The organism is Actinomadura sp. J1-007, assembly GCF_009793335.1.
GTDB classification, from domain to species: Bacteria; Actinomycetota; Actinomycetes; order Streptosporangiales; family Streptosporangiaceae; genus Spirillospora; species Spirillospora yumaensis.
The window spans coordinates 1142964-1159390 of record NZ_WING01000002.1; the positions used below are offsets into that span (position 1 = coordinate 1142964).

Consider the following 16427-nt stretch of genomic DNA (forward strand, 5'->3'; position numbering starts at 1 on the left):
TCCGGCCTGCGGCGCTGGGGTCGGGGGGCGACGCAGGTCGGGAGGCTGCGTAGGCTTTTGCGGGTATTCGGGTGAGCCGAGGGAGATGGACGTTGTCCAAGCCTGTCCTGATGACGGTCGACGACGACCCGGGGGTGTCCCGGGCCGTGGCGCGGGACCTGCGCCGCAGGTACGCCGGGTCGTACCGGATCCTGCGCGCCGAGTCCGGGCGCCAGGCGCTCGACGCGCTCGGCGAGCTGCGGCTGCGCGGGGACGAGACCGCGATGCTGCTCGCCGACCACCGGATGCCCGAGATGAACGGGGTGGAGTTCCTCGAACGGGCCATGGACCTGTTCCCGTTCGCCCGCCGGGTGCTGCTGACCGCCTACGCCGACACCGACGCCGCGATCCGCGCGATCAACGTGGTGGACCTCGACCACTACCTGCTCAAGCCGTGGAACCCGCCGGAGGAGAAGCTCTACCCGGTGGTCGACGCGCAGCTCGACGCGTGGTCGCGGACCGACCGCAGCCGCCCCGGCGAGCTGCGCGTCGTCGGGCACCGCTGGTCCGCCCGGTCGTACGAGATCCGCGACTTCCTGGCCCGGCACCAGGTGCCGTACACGTGGCTGATGGACGGCGACCCCGAGGGCGCCGAGCTGGTCGCGGCGGCGGGCGGGCCGCGGCTGCCGCTCGTGGTCACCGCCGACGGCGCCGCGCTCGCCGCGCCGACGGACGCCGAGCTGGCCGCCGCCGTGGGGCTGCCGACCACGCCCTCCACCGGGTTCTACGACCTGATCGTCATCGGCGGCGGGCCGTCCGGCCTCGGCGCCGCGGTGTACGGGGCGTCCGAGGGGCTGCGGACCGTCGTCGTCGAACGGCACGCCCTCGGCGGCCAGGCCGGGCAGAGCTCCCGGATCGAGAACTACCTCGGGTTCCCCGACGGGGTGTCGGGGCAGCAGCTCGCCGACCGGGCGCGGCGGCAGGCCGACCGGTTCGGCGCCGAGCTGGTCGCCACCGGCGAGGTCGCCGCGCTGGAGTCGCGCGGCGCGACCCGCGTGGCGCGGCTGACCGACGGCACCGAGATCGCCGCGCACGCCGTGATCATCGCGACCGGCGTGTCGTACCGGCGGCTGGACGCGCCCGGCGTGGACGACCTGGTCGGCCGCGGCGTGTACTACGGCGCGGCGGTCACCGAGGCCCCCGCCTGCGCGGGCGAGGAGGTCGCGATCGTCGGCGGCGCCAACTCGGCGGGCCAGGCCGCGGTGCACCTGGCCAGGTACGCCAAGCGCGTCCACCTGATCGTCCGCGCGGACGGGCTTGAGCAGTCCATGTCGCACTACCTGGTCGGGCAGATCGCCGAGACCCCCAACATCGAGCTGCACACGCGCACCAGCGTGACGGCCGCCGAGGGCGGCAAGCGCCTCGAACGGCTCTGCGTCGCCACGCCCGGCGGCACGAAGACCCTCGACGCGCACTGGCTGTTCGTGTTCATCGGCGCGGAGCCGTTCACCGGATGGCTCGACGGCTACGTGGAACGCGACGCGCGCGGCTACGTCGTCACGGGGCCCGACCTGGTCGCCGCGGGCCGCCGCCCCGCCGGCTGGCCGATGCACCGCCAGCCGTACCACCTGGAGACCAGCGTCCCGGGCGTGTTCGCGGCGGGCGACGTGCGGTCGGAGTCGATGAAGCGGGTCGCCTCGGCGGTCGGCGACGGCGCCATGGCCGTCGCCCTCGTGCACCGCTACCTGGAACAGTCGTGAACGAGCCGGAGGGGGCGGCATGACCACCGTTTCGCCTGACGAACTGCGCGAGCTCTTCCTCTTCGAGGACCTCGACGACGAGAAGCTCGCGTGGCTGTCGTCGTACGGGACCGTCCGGGAGTACCCCGCCGACGCGATCGTGTGCGCGCAGGGCGACGCCGCGGAGTTCCTGTACGTCCTGCTCGACGGCGAGGTGCTGATGACGCAGCTCGTACGCGACCACAGCGTCGAGGTCAGCCGCACGTCCCGGCCCGGGGTGTACGGCGGCGCCGTGCAGGCGTACCTGGACGACCGGATCGAGCAGCGGTACCAGCACACGCTGCGCGCGACCGCCCCGTCGCGGATGTTCGCGCTGCCCGCCCGGAAGTTCGCGAAGGCCGTCCGCGAATGGTTCCCGATGGCGACGCACCTGCTCGAAGGCAACTTCTTCGGGATGAGCCGCAGCCGCCAGGTCGTCGAGCAGCGCGAGCGCCTCACCGCGCTCGGCACGATCACCGCCGGGCTCACGCACGAGCTGAACAACCCGGCCGCCGCGGCGGCCCGCGCGAGCGCCGAGCTCGGCGACCGGCTCCTCGCCGCCCAGCGGCGCCTCGCGTCCCTCGCCGCCGCGGGCGTCGACTGCGGCCACCTCGGCACGCTCGTCCGGCTCCGCGAGCGCGTCGGCGACCCGTCCGCCGGCGCCCCCGCGCGCTCGCCGCTGGAGGTCAGCGACGCCGAGGACGAGCTCGGCGACTGGCTGGAGGAGCACGGCGTCGAGGACGCCTGGGACGTCGCGCCCGGCCTCGTCGCCGCCGGGATCGGCGTCGCGGAGGCCGAGGAGGTCGCGGTCGCCGCCGGCGACCACGTGCCCGAGGCCGTACGGTGGCTCGGCGAGGTCCTGGAGGTCGCCCAGCTCCAGAAGGAGATCTCCGAGGCGATGAACCGGATCACCGCGCTGCTCGACTCCGCCCGCCAGTACTCCCAGCTCGACCGCGCCCCGTACCAGCGCTGCGACCTGCGCGAACTGCTCGACAGCACGCTGACGATGCTCAAGCGCAAGATCGGTCCGGGCGTCACCGTCCGCACCGACTACGACCCGGACCTGCCGGCCGTCCCCGTGTACGCCGCCGAGCTCAACCAGGTGTGGACCAACCTCATCGTCAACGCCCTGTACGCGATGGGCGGCTCCGGCACCCTCACCGTCCGCACCGCCCGCGAGAACGACCAGGCCGTCGTGGAGATCGCCGACACCGGCACCGGCATCGCGCAGGACGACCTCGGCCGCATCTTCAACCCGTTCTTCACGACGAAGCCCGTCGGCCAGGGCACCGGCCTCGGCCTGGACATCTCCTGGCGCATCATCGCCGACCGCCACAACGGCGACATCCGCGTACGCTCCGAACCCGGCGACACCCGCTTCGAGGTGGTCCTCCCGCTGACGGAACCCGCGGCCCCCTAGCCGGCCGCCGGCCTTCGGGAGCGGATCCCGCCTGGTGACCTCGTGCGCGACCCGCGCGCTGTACGCGGCGGACAATGCGCGCGGGACATTTTCGCTTCCGCGCACAAGCGTTCGCTCGGTCGCTGTGGTTGGCTTCGTGGTGACGGGCTCACACCGGTCGGCCCGGCGGAACCTCCCTCCCGCCGGGCCGCTCCCCGGGCCCGCGAGCGTGCCCGGCCCGCCGCTTCGCGCGGAGGTGGCACGGCGCGCCGGTGCGGTCCGATCCGACGCCCCCCGGACCGGACCGCCCCGGCCCCGCCTTCCTCACCCGACCGCGCGGCGAGCGAAGCCTCCGGGAGGACGGCGGGTATGCCCGGTGTGCAGGGCGGTCAGTAGGACTGGAGTTCCAGGAGGTTGCCGTCGGGGTCGCGTACGTGGGCGGTGCGCAGGCCGGCGCCCCACTCCGGGCGGTCGCGGGGCTCGGTGACGGGCGTGGCGCCGAGGTCCTTCATCAGGCGGGACGCCGCGTCCACGTCGTCCACGCGGAACACCAGCATCGCGCGGTCCTGGCCGGACGGGGCGGGGAGCGACGACGTCCGGACGGTCTCGGCCATCCACGCGCGGCCCATCAGCACGAGGACGCCTTCGCCCTTCAGCTCCCATTGGGCGTACTCGGCCTCCGGCAGTTTCTTCACCGGCCGGATGTCCAGCAGCGCCGCCAGCGCGGACTCGTAGAAGCGCGCGCTGGCGGGGAAATCGTCCACCAGCAGGCGCGGGTACAGCGCGTCCATGACGTCCTCCAAACGATGGGTGTACTCCAACGATTGGGGTAACCCTACAATGAACGGATGACCGCGAACGCGATTCCGGAGCGACTGCCGCCCCGGCTCCTCGACATCAGCACGTTCGTGACGGCGCAGGTGGGGCGCACCGGCCGCGCCAGGATGGGCCGGATGATGGACGAGCACGGCCTCGGGCTGTGGCACTTCGCCGTCCTCGCCGCGCTGGACGACTCCGCGCCCGCCTCGCAGCGGGAGCTCGGCACGCGGCTGCGCATCGACCCGAGCGACGTGGTCGAGGTCGTCGGACGCCTGGAGGAGGCGGGCCTCGTCCAGCGCGAGCGCGACACCGCCGACCGCCGCCGCTACGTCGTCGAACTCACCGCCCGCGGCCGCGCCGAACTCGAAGCGGTCACGGAACGCGCCGCGCGCCTCGACGACGAGCTCTTGGCCCCCCTGGACGACGCCGAACGCGCCACCCTCACCCGCCTCATGCGCCGCGTCCTCGCCCACCACGACCCCCGAGCCCGCTGACCACCTCCAAGCCGTCCCCCGTACGTGCTGACCACCCGCGCACTGCCCCGCCTGCGTGCGCGCTGTCCTGCGTGCGTGCGCGCTGACCGCCTGTGCGCTGACTGCCTCTGCGCTGCCCCGCCTGTGCGCTGACCGCCTGTGCGCTGCCCCGCCTCTGCGCTGCCCCGTCTGTGCACTGATCTGCGTGCTGACCGCCTCTGCGGTGATCATCTGCGCGCTGCCCCGCCCGCGTGCGCGCTGATCTGCGGGCGCGCTGACGGCCCCTGCGCAGACCGCCTGTGCGCTGTCCCGTCTGCACGCGCGCTGTCCTGCGTGGGCGTTGTCCTGCGTGGGCGCTGATCCGTGTGTGGGCGGGGCTCGTGCCGTCCGGTGGAGGGGGTGACGCGCGGGGGCCCGGTCCCGGCGGGGGGTGCCGGGGCCGGGCCCTGGGATGGGAGCGCGCTACTCGAACAGGTCGGGCTGCTCGCGGGTGATCTGGTCGTACAGGGGCTGGTAGTTGATCCAGCCGACCAGGTCGTTGCCGATCTGCTGGTGGGTGAGCTCGGCGTTCTCGTGCTCGATCGGGACGACCGGGCCCGCGGCCTTGGCGAGGAGCTGCACCTGGCACGAGCGTTCCATCGTGATGAACCACCAGGCGGCGGCGTCCACGGTGTCGCCCACCGTGAGCAGGCCGTGGTTGCGCAGGATGACGGCCTTGGCGTCGCCGAGGGCGGCGGCGATGCGCTTGCCCTCCTCCAGGTCGGTGACGACGCCGGTGTAGTCGTCGAACAGGCCGTGGTCCTGGTAGAACGCGCAGACGTCCTGGGTGATCGGCTCCAGCTTCTGCCCGAGCGCCGACAGGGCGCGGCCGTAGGTGGAGTGGCTGTGCGCGGCGGCGACCACGTCCGGACGCGCCTGGTGGACCTGCGAGTGGATCGCGAACGCCGCCTCGTTGACCGGGTAGCGGCCCTCGACGACCTTGCCCTCGTGGTTGACCAGGATCAGGTCGCTGACCCTGATGTGCTTGAACGACATCCCGAACGGGTTGACCCAGAAGTGATCCGTCCGCTCGGGGTCGCGGGCGGTGATGTGCCCGGCCACGCCCTCCTCGAAGCCGAACTTCCCGAAGATGCGCAGCGCCGCCGCGAGGCGTTCCTTGCGGTGCCTGCGCTCCTCCTCCAGGGTCTCGAACGACTGCGGCAGCCGGAAGATCAGATCGGTCGGCAGCTTGTCGAGGAACTCCTCGTCGTCGGGCATGGGGCGTCTCCTTGGCCTGGCTCGTCTGCCCCTATGGGACCCCATCGGGACGTCCGGCGGCTAGACCCCGGCGGTTCAAGGGCGGCGCGCCTCGTTGTCCCGGCGGGACAACGGCCCAGCGTAGGGTGGCGGGCATGGGCATGGACGAGGCGGACCGGTTCCTGCGCCTGCTGATCGAGCGCGGCGGCGACCCGGCGCTGCTGGAGTCGACGGTGCACGCCGCGCGCGGCAAGTCCGACCTGGTCGCGGCGCTGCCGGAGGAGGAGACGCGGCGGCACACCCGGGCCCTGCTGAACGGCGTGATCGCCGCGCTGGAGAACGGCGGTGTCCCCGGCGGGGACGCCCTCGCGGCGGCGGAACGGCTCGGCTCGGACCGGGCCCGGCAGGGCGTGCCGGTCGCCGCGTTCCTCGACGGCTTCCAGGCGGGCCGCGCGCACCTCGTCCGGACACTGGTCTCCGAGGGCCGCCGCCTCGGCGTCCCCGCCGACGCGCTCCTCGACGGCGTCACCCGCGTCGACGAGATCACCACCGCGCTCGTCCACCGGATGGTGCACGCCCACCGCGTCGCCGAGCTGGAGATGGCGCGGACGACGCGCGAGGGGCAGCTCCAGATGCTGCGGCGGCTGCTGCACGGCGAACCTGCGCCGGTGCTCGCGCCGCTCGACGCGTCCGGCGCCTACCACTGCGTGGTGTCGGACGTCAGCGACCCGGCCGTCGCGGCACGCCTCGAAACCGCGCTCACCGCGTCGGGCACCGGACTGTGCGGACTGGTCGACGGCCGCCTCGCCGCCCTGGTCACCCGCCTCCCCGCCGTCCACGAGACGCCCTCCCGCAGCGGCCCGCCGCGCGGTGTACCAGTGGGCGGAGTATCAGTGGGCGGTGGACCAGCGGGCGGTCCCGGCGGCGGTTCCGGTGGGGGTGCTGGCGGTGGCCTCGGCGGGGGGCCGGCGGTGCACTCGGCGATGCGTCCGGCGGCCCTCGCGGCGCGCCCGGCGGCGGCCTCGACGGCGGCCCCGGCGGTGGTCTCGACGGTGCGCTCCGCCGCGGCCCCGGCGCTGCGCCCGGCGGCGGCCCTCGCGGCGCCTCCGGCAGCGGTCCCGGCGGCGGCCCTGGCGGTGCGTCCGGTGGCGGGCCCGGTAGCGCGGCCAGCCGTGCTCCCGGTGGCGGGGCCGGTAGCGCGGCCAGCGGTGGTTCCGGTGGCGGTTCCGGCGGTGCGTTCGGCGGTGCGGCCGGTGGCGCGGCTGGTGGCGTGCCTGGGGTTGCGGACCGGGTGATGCCGTTGGTGGACGGGCCGTTGCTCGTCGCCTCGCCGCCCGTGTCCCCGTCTCGGGTGGCGCCGCTCTACGACCTTGGGCGGCGGGCGTTGCGCGCGGGCGCCGCCGCCGAGCTGACCGGCCTCCGGCACCTCACCGACCTCGCGCTGCTCACCGCGACCGCGTCCGAACCCGACCTCGGGCGCCTCCTCGCGGACGGCCTGCTGAACGGCCTCGACCGCGCCGACCCGTTCCACCGCAGACTCGCCGAGACCGCGCTCGCGCACCTCGACCACGGTGGACGGATCGAGGCGACGGCCGCCGCGCTGCACGTTCACGGCAACACGGTGAAGTACCGGGTCCGCCGCCTGCACGAGCTGACCGGCGGGTCGTTCGCCGAAACCGGGAACGGCGACGCCGTCGCCCGCGCCGCGCACCGGTGGTGGGCGCTGCGGGCCTGGCTGGACGACCCGGGCCACGTCGCGGGCACCGGCGGCCGTCCAGCATGATGGGCCGGGCGGCGTCCAGCAGGGAACGCCGCGCATGACGAGGGGGGACCGTTGACCGCACCGCGGATCGGCGCGCTGATGTGGCCCGTGCAGTCCTGGCCGGAGGCCGGGGAGACGTGGCGGCTGGCGGAGGAGTTCGGCGTCGGGACCGCCTGGGTGTACGACCACCTGGCGTGGCGCGGCACAACGCCCTGGTACGACGCGTACACCACGCTCGCCGCCGCCGCGGCCGTCACCTCGCGGGTACGGCTCGGAACGCTCGTCACCTCCCCGAACTTCCGGCATCCCGTCCCCACCGCGCACGCGATCAAGACGATCGACCACATCAGCGGCGGCCGGATGGAGGCGGGGATCGGCGCGGGCGGGACCCGCCGCACGTCCGACTCCGGCGTCCTCGGCGGTGAGGAGTGGACGCCGGGGGAACGGTCCGCGCGCTTCGCGGAGTGGACGGAGCTGCTCGACCGGCTGCTGCGCGGCCCCGTCACCACGTACGAGGGCGTGTACTACTCGGCGCGCGACGCCGTCAGCGAGCCCGGCTGCGTGCAGCGCCCGAGGGTGCCGCTCGTGATCGCGGCGACCGGAACGCGGGGCCTGCGCCTCGCCGCCCGCCTCGGCGACGGCTGGGTGACCACCGCGAACGTCCCCGGCCGCGACCCCGCCGACATCGCCCGCGAGCAGCTCGACGGACTGCGCAAGGCGTGCGACGAGGAAGGCCGCGACCCCGCCGAGTTGCGCCGCCACCTGCTCACCGGCTTCACCGGCGAACCATGGCTGGAGTCGCCCGCGGCTTTCGACGACCTCGCCGGCCGCTACGCCGAACTCGGCTTCACCGACATCGTCCTCCACTGGCCCCGCCCCGACACGCCCTGGGAAGCCGACCTGAACATCTTCGAAACCATCACCACCACGTACGCCACCCCGGCATCCTGACCCCCGTCACCTACGCCACCCGCCGTCGCGTCCCTGGGCGTATGCCACCCCGGGTCGCGCTCCTGCACGTACGCCGTCCCGGGGTCGTGTCCCTGCGCGTACGCCGCCCCGGCGCCTTGACGTCCGCGTGCGCGCCCCGGGGTCGCGTCCCTGTGCGGTACGCGCCCCGGGGTCCTGACGTCCGCGTACGCCGCCCGGGTCGTGTCCCTGTGCGTATGTCGTCGCGGTGGGTCTTCGGGGGCTTTGCGTCGGGGGTCTCGGCAGGTGTGTTCGTCCTGCTGACGGTTGTGGGATCGCCTGGGCGGTGTGGGGGCTGCGGGGTTTCGGGGTGGGGGGACCGGTAGCGTGAAGATCTTGCCGGGCCGCTGTGGGGCGGGTGCCGGCGCTCGCGGAGGAGGGCCGTCGATGCCGTACGTCCTGTTGGGGCTGGCGATCGTCTGCGAGGTCACGGCGACGCTGTCGCTGCGGGCGTCCGAGGGCCTGTCGAAGCTCGGTCCCTCGGCGATCGTGGTGGTCGGCTACCTGGTCTCGTTCTTCCTGATGTCCAAGGCGCTGACCTCGTTGAACGTGGGGCCGGTGTACGCGATCTGGTCGGCGCTCGGCACGGTCGGGGCGTTCGTCGGCGGGGTGCTGCTGTTCGAGGAGCCGGTCCGTCCGATGGCGATCGCCGGAGCCGTGATCATCGTGCTCGGCGTCGTCGTGATGAACCTGGGCGGCGGCGTGAGCCAGGGGTGACGCGCCCGCCCCGGTCGAGGGGACGGGGGCCGCGGAGGCGGGTCAGCCGGTGCCGCGGCGGGTGCGGGATCTGCGGGTGTGCTCCTGGGCCAGGGCGAACGCCAGCCAGGCGAACGCCGTCGCGTCGTCCACGATCCCGACGGGCAGGAACACGTCGGGGATCAGGTCGATCGGCGACACGATGTAGAGAACCGCGACCGCCATCGCGGCGATCTTGCCGCGTCCCGTCCGGTAGTACCCCTGGACGCCGTACGCCTCGGCGCGTCCGGACCGCCTCCGCCCGCGCCGCAGCCGCACGATCCCGGCCAGGACGAGCGCCGCGCCCGCCACGGCCGCGACGGCGCCCGCGACGGTGAGGTCGACGCCGCCGAGATCGCCGTCCGCGACGGCCATGACGGCGCCGCCGGCGACGATCAGGAGCAGTCCGGGCCAGACCATGCGCACCTCCGGGGAGAGTCGTTGCGTGTATCGCCCGTCAGGCGCGTTTCAACCGCGCCCCGCACGAAGCCGACGGCGGCCCGGCGTCACACGGACGAGCCGGACGTGGCGGTGGCGGACGGCGCGGCAAGGGAGGCCAGCAGGGCGGTGGGCGTGCAGCCCGCCAGGGCGCGGAACTCGCGGTTGAGGTGGGCCTGGTCGTAGTAGCCGCAGGCGGCGGCGATGCCGCCCCAGTCGGGGGCCCCGCCGCCCATCAGCTCGACGGCGCGCTGGAAGCGCAGGACGCGCGCCATCACCTTCGGCGGCAGTCCCGCCTGGTCGCGGAAGCGGTGGGTGAGGTGCTTGCGGCTCCACCCCACCTCGCGCGCCAGCTCGGCGACGCCGACGCCGCCGTGCTCGCGGGCGAGGCGCCGCCACGCCCACGCCACCTCGGGGTCGGGCTCGGGCGCGCGGTCGAGGCGGCGCAGCAGCAGGGCGTCGAGCAGGTCGAAACGGGTGGCCCAGTCGGGGGTCATCGCGAGCCGTTCGACGAACGCGTCGGTGCCGGGCCCGAGCACGTCGGTGAGGTCGGCCGCGATGTTGGCGAGGCGGCCCATCGGCGTGCCGAGCAGCCGGTAGGCGCCGAGCGGCGTCAGGTCGAGCTGGATGCCGCTCGGCCCGCCGGGATGGGAGTACCAGCCGTGCCGGTCGTCCAGCCCGGCGACGAACGACCCGTAGCCGGTGGCCGCCGCGTCGCCGGGGGACTCCAGCAGCATCCGCGGCCCGAAGTTGATGATCACGACGGCCGCGCCGAACGGGAGGGTGCGGACCCGGCTCGGCGCCGTGCCCTCCTCCCAGTAGCCGTCGTAGGAGCGCAGGTGCGGGCGCAGGGCGGGGTGCGGCCGCCCGGCCGCCAGCCACCAGCCGCCCCGGTCGACCGGCGTGATCGTCCGCTCTGTCACCTCTCCAGTCGTACCAGCGGGGTCTGACGGAACGGAAGCGGGCGGCCGGGTGACGGCGTCACTCGTACATCTGGCCGCACACCGCGATGCGGGCGAGGTCGGCCCAGCTCATCGTGGTGACCGTCCGCACGTACGAGCGGGACGGCGGCTCGCCCGGCGCGGGCGGCAGCGGCACGCGGGCGCCGTCGGCGGCGTCCCAGCCGCCGAGGCTGCCCGCGACCGCGCACTCCAGGTACGTCGCGGGGTCGAAGTTGTACCAGAGCGCGGGGGTGGCGCGGCGGCCCGTCCCCGGCGGGCGCGGCGCCTCGACGCCGAAGCGCGCCTGCGGGCCCGGGGGAGCGGCGACGAAATCCTCCAGGTCGGCGAGCTGGGACAGGATGACCCGTTCCCAGTCGGCGTAGCCCTCGGGCTCGTCGCCGGGCAGCGACAGGTCCTTGGCGCGCCATCCCGCGTCGAACTCGGCGGGCGGGGTGGTGGCCGCGGCCGAGAACATCGCCGCGACGTCGTCGGGGTCGAGCTCGCCGCGGTCGCGCAGCGGCCCGCTCACCTTCCACAGCGCGCGCAGGAACGCCGACAGCGACCACGACGCCGCCCGCGCCTCCTGCCCGATGTGCAGGAAGTGCAGGTAGAGGTCGCGGTTGGTGCGGACGACGGGGCCGGGCGGGCCGTCGATCCAGTACGTCTGCTTGTGCGGCGCGCCGCTCTCCAGCACCAGGACCTGCGCGAGGGCCCCGATCCGCGTGTCGTGGGAGGCCACGTGGAACTCGTTGCCGATGTCGTCCTGGCGCATGACGTCCCACGTGTCCATCCGGCTCCTCCACGGTCGGCGGTACGTCCAACGCCCCGTGGGGAAAGTGTCCCATTCCGGCGGCCGACCACCAGTAGTCGCCATGTCACTTTCCGGACTCGGATTCGTGACCTTCAGTACATACCGACCCGCCCGCCCGACGGCTAAGCGCGCCCTCCGCCGGGTGGGTGCGCGGCGCGGCCGCCGGGGTGCGCCGTTCGCCGGGTGGGTGCGCGGCGAGCCCGCCGGACGCCGGGGCGTGCTGTCCGCCGGGCGGGTACGTGGCGCGGCCGCCAGACGCCGGGCGCGCCCTCCGCCGGGTGGGTGCGCGGCGCGGCCGCCGGATGCCGGGTGCGCCATTCGCCGGGTGGGTACGTGGCGCGGCCGCCGGACGCCGGGCGTGCCGTTCGCCGGGCGGGTGCTCGGCGAGCCCGCTGGACGGCGCGGCTCCCGCGGCCCGCCCGCCCTAGGGCGGGCGGGACGTGCGGCGGCGTGTGACCTGGTGGGGTGTTCAGTTCTTGGCGCGGTGGACGACCTGCATCTCGGTGAAGCCGTACAGGCCCCACGGGCCGTTCTCCACGCCGATGCCGCTCCACTTGAAGCCGCCGAACGGCTGGTGCGGGGCCAGTGCGAGGTGGGTGTTGACCCAGGCCGTGCCGCAGTCGAGGCGCGCGGCGACCTCGCTCGCGCGGTCGGCGTCGGCGCTCCACACCGAACCGGACAGCCCGAAGTTGGTGGCGTTGGCGCGGGCGAGGGCCTCGTCCAGGTCGCGGTACGCGATCACGGGCAGCGCGGGCCCGAACTGCTCCTCGTCGACGATGCGGGCGCCGTCCGGCACGTCCGCGAGGATCGTCGGCCGGAAGAAGTAGCCGGGGCCCTCCATCGGCCCGCCGCCCGCCGCCGCGCGGGCGCCGCCCGCCAGCGCCTCGGCGACCAGCTCGCCGACCCGCTCGTACTGCGGGCGGTTGTTGATCGGGCCGTACTGGACGCCCTCGTCCAGGCCGTTGCCGACCTTCGCCGCGCGGGCCCGCTCGGCGAGGGCGTCCACGACGTCGCCGTACAGGGCGTCCGGCACGTACACCCGCTTGATCGCGGAGCAGACCTGGCCGTTGTTCTGGAACGCGCCGTTGAACAGCCGGTCGGCGACGGCGGCCGGGTCCACGTCGTCCAGCAGGATCGCGGGGTCGTTGCCGCCGAGTTCCAGCGTCACGCGCTTCAGGTCGGGCGCGGCCGCGGCGGCGACCAGCTTGCCGGTCGCGACGCTGCCGGTGAAGCTGATCTTGCGGGGGACGTCGTGGGAGGTCATCCAGGCGCCGAGCTCGTCGCCGCCGCTCACCACGTTCAGCACGCCGGGCGGCAGGACGTCGCGCAGCGCCTCGCCGAGCCGCAGGCTCGACAGCGGGGTGAACGGCGACGGCTTGAGCACGACCGTGTTCCCGGCGAGCAGCGCGGGGCCGAGCTTCCATGTCGCGAGCAGCAGCGGGTAGTTCCAGGGGGTGATCGCGGCGACCACGCCCATCGGACGGCGCACGACCTCCACGCGGGCGCGCTCGTCGTCCTGGATCACCTCGCTCGGCAGCTCCAGCTCGGCGAAGTACTTCAGCCAGACGCCGGCGCCCACGACCTCCATCGTGGCCTCGGAGAGCGGCTTGCCCTGCTCCAGGGTCAGGATCCGGCCGATCTCCTCCGAACGGGCGAACAGCACGTCCGCCGCGGCGAGCAGCGCCTTGCGCCGCGCCGACTCGTCCCGCGCCACTGCGCGTACGCGGCCCGGGCCGCCTCCATCGCCGCGTCGAGCTGCGCGCGCGACGCGTCCGGCGCCCGCTCGGCGACCTCGCCGGTGGCGGGGTCGACGACGCCGAACGTGCCGGGCGCGGCGACGGCCTGGCCGCCGATGGTCATCGTGTAGTCGGACACCGTTGATCCTCCACTTCGACCTGTTCACCGAACGACGTTCAGTATTCACCCGGGCCCGCCTCCGTACCAGCCCCGACCCGCCCGCCCTTCGCACCGGTCCGTCCTGCGCGTCGGCGGGGTGCGGGGCGGGGCGGCGGCCGGAACGGGTCTGTCCGGTTCCGGCAGGACGCCTCGTCCGGACGGGCGGCGCGGTGAATGATCCGCTCATGCGTTCACGATCAGCGGCGGTCTTCGCCCTCGCGCTCGCCCTCGCCGCGTCCGGCGGGGCGGGCGGGGCGTCCGCGGCGGCCGGGCCCGCGAGGCCCGCCGCGCCGCCCGCCGGGGCCGCGGCCCCGTCCGAGAGGCTCACCGACCCCCATCCCTGCGCCGGGCAGCCCGGCTTCACCTGCTCCACCCTCGCCGTTCCGCTCGACCACCGCGGACGGACGGGAGGCGAGCTGAGGCTCCAGGTCGCCGCCGCTGACAACGCGGACGCGCCGAAGGGCGTGCTGCTGTTCCTGACCGGCGGGCCGGGCCAGCCCGGCGTGCCCGCCATCACCCGGATCGCGCGGCAGCGGCTGCCCGGGCTGGCGGAGAACTACCGGTTCGTCATGATCGACCAGCGCGGCACGGGTGAGTTCGGCGCGATCGACTGCCCGCGGCTTCAGGCGGCGGTCGGCAGTTCCGACATCGAGCCGCCTCCGCCGGGGGCCGTCGAGGAGTGCGCCGGGCTGCTCGGCGACCGGCGGCACTACTTCACCAGCGAGCAGACCACCGGCGACCTGGAGGCGCTGCGCCGGGCGCTCGGCGTCCGGAAGATGGCGGTGGACGGCGTCTCGTACGGCTCGTTCACCGCCGCCCGCTACGCCGCCGCGCACCCGTCGAACGTCAGCAGGCTCGTCCTGGACTCGGTGCTGCCGCACACCGACCCGCAGCGCGACGACATGCTGTACCTGACCGGGCTGCGCGCCACCGGCCGGGTGCTGCGCAGCGCCTGCGCCGCGGCGCCCGCGTGCGGCTTCGACCCGGCCGCCGACCTCGCCTGGCTCGCCCGGCACCGCCGGGACGCCGTGCTGATCTGGGACATGCTCGTCTCGTACGAGTTCCTGGACCCGACGTACCGGGACCCGAACCCGGCCGGGCTGCCCGCCGGCTCCGGCGACGTGGTGTCGGCGATCCACGAGGCCCGGCGCGGCGACCCGGCGCGCCTCGACCGGCAGCTCGCGATGCTCGACTCCGGCGGCGACCCCGTCGCGCAGTACAGCTCCGGCCTGCACGCCGCGACGATCTGCGGCGACGGCCGCTTCCCGTGGGGCACCTCCGAGGCGCCGCTCGCCGGACGCCAACGGATCCTGGAGAGGACCCGGCGGCATCTGCCCGCCCGCGCGACCTGGCCGTTCACCGCGAACGAGGCCGTCGGGAACGGGTTCGTCCAGGAGTGCCTGCGCTGGCCGCCCTCCCGGCACACCGCCGAGCCCGAAGCGCGGCTGCCGAACGTGCCCGTCCTGCTGCTGAACGGCGACCACGACCTGTCCACGCCACTCGAATGGGCCCGGGAGGAGCTGCGCCACGCACCGAACGGCAGGCTCGTCATCGTGAAGGGCGCCTCGCACTCGATCCAGAACCGCGAGCGCGGCACGCAAGGCCGCCAGGCCGTCTACACTTTCCTCAACGACTGACACACGCCTCAACGACCGGCAGGCACCAACCGCCGTCCGCCGACCGGGCCGGGCTTCTCTGTGCCCGCCCGGCCCCGGCGGGCGGGGGCGTTCGAAACCGGTGCCGCGGCCGGGAGGCGGGGGACGCCCGGCCGCGGGCACCGGCGGTCAGATGGTCAGCAGGCGGTCGAGGAACTCGCGGTAGCCGCGCAGGGCCAGCCGCAGCCGCTCGGTGTCGGGACGTTCGCCGTGCTCGTCGCGCCAGCCGTCGTCCAGGGTCCGCTTGCGGGACGTCAGCGACTCGCCGAGGACGTTCACGGCCTCGGCGGCGAGCTCGTCGGCCTTGCGGACGGCGTCGCGCGGGTCGTCGACGAAGCCCGACTGGACCTGGTGCCAGCGCCGGCGGAGCCGTTCGGCCTCCTCGTCCTCCAGCAGCCGGGCGGGCTGCGCCGCGTTCGGGCGGGCCGACCCGGGGGCCGTCTCGTCCGGGGTCGCCGGGCCTTCCGGCCGCTCGGGCAGGGCGTCCAGGTCCGGCCCGGAACCGGCCGGGGGCGCGGACGCCGGCGCGGGCGGGGGACCGGCGCCGGGCCCGATGTCGGGCGCCGAGTCGGAACCCTGGTCGGACACCGCCCCCGGAACGGGACCGGAGGCCGGGCCCGCCCCCGGGCCCGCCGCCGGGCCCGCCCCGGGGCGCGCGTCGGGCGCGGTCACCGGGGCCGGGTCCGGAAGGTCCTTGTCGGGCGTCGGCCCGGCGACGTGGGTGTCTCCGGGCGTGGCGGAGGGCGAGTGCGGGCCCGGGGGCACGTCCTTGCCGTGCATCGGCGATCAGCTCCTCGGGTCGTCGCGCCGGGCGTGGGCGCCGCCGGTCCCGGGGACCGCGGCGCGGTCCTCGGCCGGAACGGCCAGCAGGTCCTCGAACAGGGCGCGGTAGTGCACCATCGCCTGCCGCAGCTCCTCGGTCGACGCCTCCTTGCTGGCGGCGCGGGCGCCGATGTCGCGTCCGCGCCGGTAGTGGTCGAGCGTGCGGCCGTGCTCGACCGACAGGTGCTCGATCCGGTCGTCGAACGCGCCGGTCGGGTAGCCGCGCTCGCCCATCACCACGGTGACCAGGCGGTCGGCCTGCTCGACGGCCGCCTCGGGCGTGTCGACGAACTGCTCCTGCAAGTGGTTCCACTGCCCGCGGTACAGCTCGCGCTGCCGCGGGTCGAGGTCGCGCAACTCCAGTTCCCGGTGGCGCCGCTCGCGGGACCGCAGCTCCCGCTCGGCCGCGGCGCGGCCGCCGTGCCGTTCGACGGCGCGGTCGTACTCGGGGCCGAACTGGCGCCGCATCCGCCGGGAGCGCGCCTGGGTCAAGGCCAGGTACCCGGCGGTGACGGCTGCCGCGACGACCACGACGGCGACGACGACCATGATGACGGTCGACATTTCGGTCCTCCAACGTGCGTCGGATAGCGATGCCCGGCCGATGCCCCCGCCGGAGGGCCCGAAACGGCACTCCCTAACGGGTCACCCGAAACAGGGAGTATCGGTCATTGTCCGTACGGCCGGGCGGACCCGTCCGTACGGCCGGGGCCC

15 protein-coding genes and 1 pseudogene are annotated in these 16427 nt (G+C 74.9%); 8 read left to right on the top strand and 8 right to left on the bottom strand.

From position 1 onward, the window contains the following. Nucleotides 1-92: 92 nt before the first annotated feature. Together GEV43_RS39140 and GEV43_RS39145 are read left to right on the top strand one after the other, a co-directional pair. Nucleotides 93-1739 carry an FAD-dependent oxidoreductase gene (locus tag GEV43_RS39140; RefSeq protein ID WP_241684206.1) on the top strand — a complete coding sequence of 549 codons (1647 nt, stop codon included), beginning with the start codon at nucleotides 93-95 and terminating at the stop codon, nucleotides 1737-1739. 19 nt (nucleotides 1740-1758) lie between these two features. Beyond that, on the top strand, nucleotides 1759-3177 hold the full coding sequence (locus tag GEV43_RS39145) for an ATP-binding protein (RefSeq protein ID WP_160825684.1): 1419 nt from the start codon (nucleotides 1759-1761) through the stop codon (nucleotides 3175-3177). Between the two features lie 368 nt (nucleotides 3178-3545). On the opposite strand, the gene GEV43_RS39150 is transcribed toward GEV43_RS39145, so the two are convergent. Continuing rightward, entirely contained in the window at nucleotides 3546-3947 is a 402-nt protein-coding gene (locus GEV43_RS39150; RefSeq protein ID WP_160825685.1) for a VOC family protein, read from the bottom strand. Between the two features lie 57 nt (nucleotides 3948-4004). Here GEV43_RS39150 and GEV43_RS39155 point away from each other — a divergent pair, with 57 nt between their 5' ends. Further along, a complete protein-coding gene (locus tag GEV43_RS39155; protein WP_175250998.1) occupies nucleotides 4005-4469 on the top strand; it encodes a MarR family winged helix-turn-helix transcriptional regulator in 465 nt (154 codons plus the stop codon). A 441-nt stretch (nucleotides 4470-4910) separates the two neighbouring features. Here GEV43_RS39155 and GEV43_RS39160 read toward each other — a convergent pair whose 3' ends face one another. Next, nucleotides 4911-5705, bottom strand: a complete 795-nt coding sequence (locus tag GEV43_RS39160; protein WP_175250999.1) for a class II aldolase/adducin family protein — start codon at nucleotides 5703-5705, stop codon at nucleotides 4911-4913. A gap of 134 nt (nucleotides 5706-5839) precedes the next feature. Here GEV43_RS39160 and GEV43_RS47485 point away from each other — a divergent pair, with 134 nt between their 5' ends. The 4 genes from GEV43_RS47485 (at nucleotide 5840) to GEV43_RS39180 (ending at nucleotide 9132) form a co-directional block, all read left to right on the top strand. After that, nucleotides 5840-6979 (top strand): PucR family transcriptional regulator, encoded by a 1140-nt coding sequence (locus GEV43_RS47485; protein WP_175251000.1) that lies wholly within the window; start codon nucleotides 5840-5842, stop codon nucleotides 6977-6979. Next, nucleotides 6979-7467, top strand: a complete 489-nt coding sequence (locus GEV43_RS39170; RefSeq protein WP_160825686.1) for a helix-turn-helix domain-containing protein — start codon at nucleotides 6979-6981, stop codon at nucleotides 7465-7467. The genes GEV43_RS47485 and GEV43_RS39170 overlap by 1 nt, the downstream gene beginning before the upstream one ends. Nucleotides 7468-7518: 51 nt before the next feature. Continuing rightward, nucleotides 7519-8397, top strand: coding sequence for an LLM class flavin-dependent oxidoreductase (locus GEV43_RS39175; protein WP_206681586.1), 879 nt, complete (start codon nucleotides 7519-7521; stop codon nucleotides 8395-8397). A gap of 405 nt (nucleotides 8398-8802) precedes the next feature. After that, nucleotides 8803-9132, top strand: coding sequence for a multidrug efflux SMR transporter (locus GEV43_RS39180; RefSeq protein WP_160825687.1), 330 nt, complete (start codon nucleotides 8803-8805; stop codon nucleotides 9130-9132). 42 nt (nucleotides 9133-9174) lie between these two features. Here the strand turns inward: GEV43_RS39180 and GEV43_RS39185 are convergent, their stop codons facing one another. The 4 genes and pseudogenes from GEV43_RS39185 to GEV43_RS39200 all read right to left on the bottom strand — a co-directional run bounded on the left by GEV43_RS39185 (nucleotide 9175) and on the right by GEV43_RS39200 (nucleotide 13200). Beyond that, a complete protein-coding gene (locus tag GEV43_RS39185) occupies nucleotides 9175-9570 on the bottom strand; it encodes a YkvA family protein (RefSeq protein WP_160825688.1) in 396 nt (131 codons plus the stop codon). Between the two features lie 86 nt (nucleotides 9571-9656). After that, a complete protein-coding gene (locus tag GEV43_RS55515; protein WP_206681587.1) occupies nucleotides 9657-10511 on the bottom strand; it encodes an AraC family transcriptional regulator in 855 nt (284 codons plus the stop codon). A gap of 58 nt (nucleotides 10512-10569) precedes the next feature. Then, the gene (locus tag GEV43_RS39195; RefSeq protein ID WP_160825689.1) at nucleotides 10570-11319 is read right to left on the bottom strand and encodes a hypothetical protein; all 750 of its coding nucleotides are present in this window, start codon (nucleotides 11317-11319) and stop codon (nucleotides 10570-10572) included. Between the two features lie 490 nt (nucleotides 11320-11809). Beyond that, a pseudogene (locus tag GEV43_RS39200) lies at nucleotides 11810-13200 on the bottom strand (aldehyde dehydrogenase family protein). Nucleotides 13201-13421: 221 nt separating this feature from the next. Between GEV43_RS39200 and GEV43_RS39205 the strand changes: the two are divergent. Next, entirely contained in the window at nucleotides 13422-14873 is a 1452-nt protein-coding gene (locus GEV43_RS39205; protein WP_160825690.1) for an alpha/beta fold hydrolase, read from the top strand. A 147-nt stretch (nucleotides 14874-15020) separates the two neighbouring features. Here GEV43_RS39205 and GEV43_RS39210 read toward each other — a convergent pair whose 3' ends face one another. Further along, the gene (locus GEV43_RS39210; RefSeq protein WP_160825691.1) at nucleotides 15021-15671 is read right to left on the bottom strand and encodes a hypothetical protein; all 651 of its coding nucleotides are present in this window, start codon (nucleotides 15669-15671) and stop codon (nucleotides 15021-15023) included. A gap of 6 nt (nucleotides 15672-15677) precedes the next feature. Then, a complete protein-coding gene (locus tag GEV43_RS39215; protein WP_175251001.1) occupies nucleotides 15678-16277 on the bottom strand; it encodes a hypothetical protein in 600 nt (199 codons plus the stop codon). Nucleotides 16278-16427: the final 150 nt, after the last annotated feature.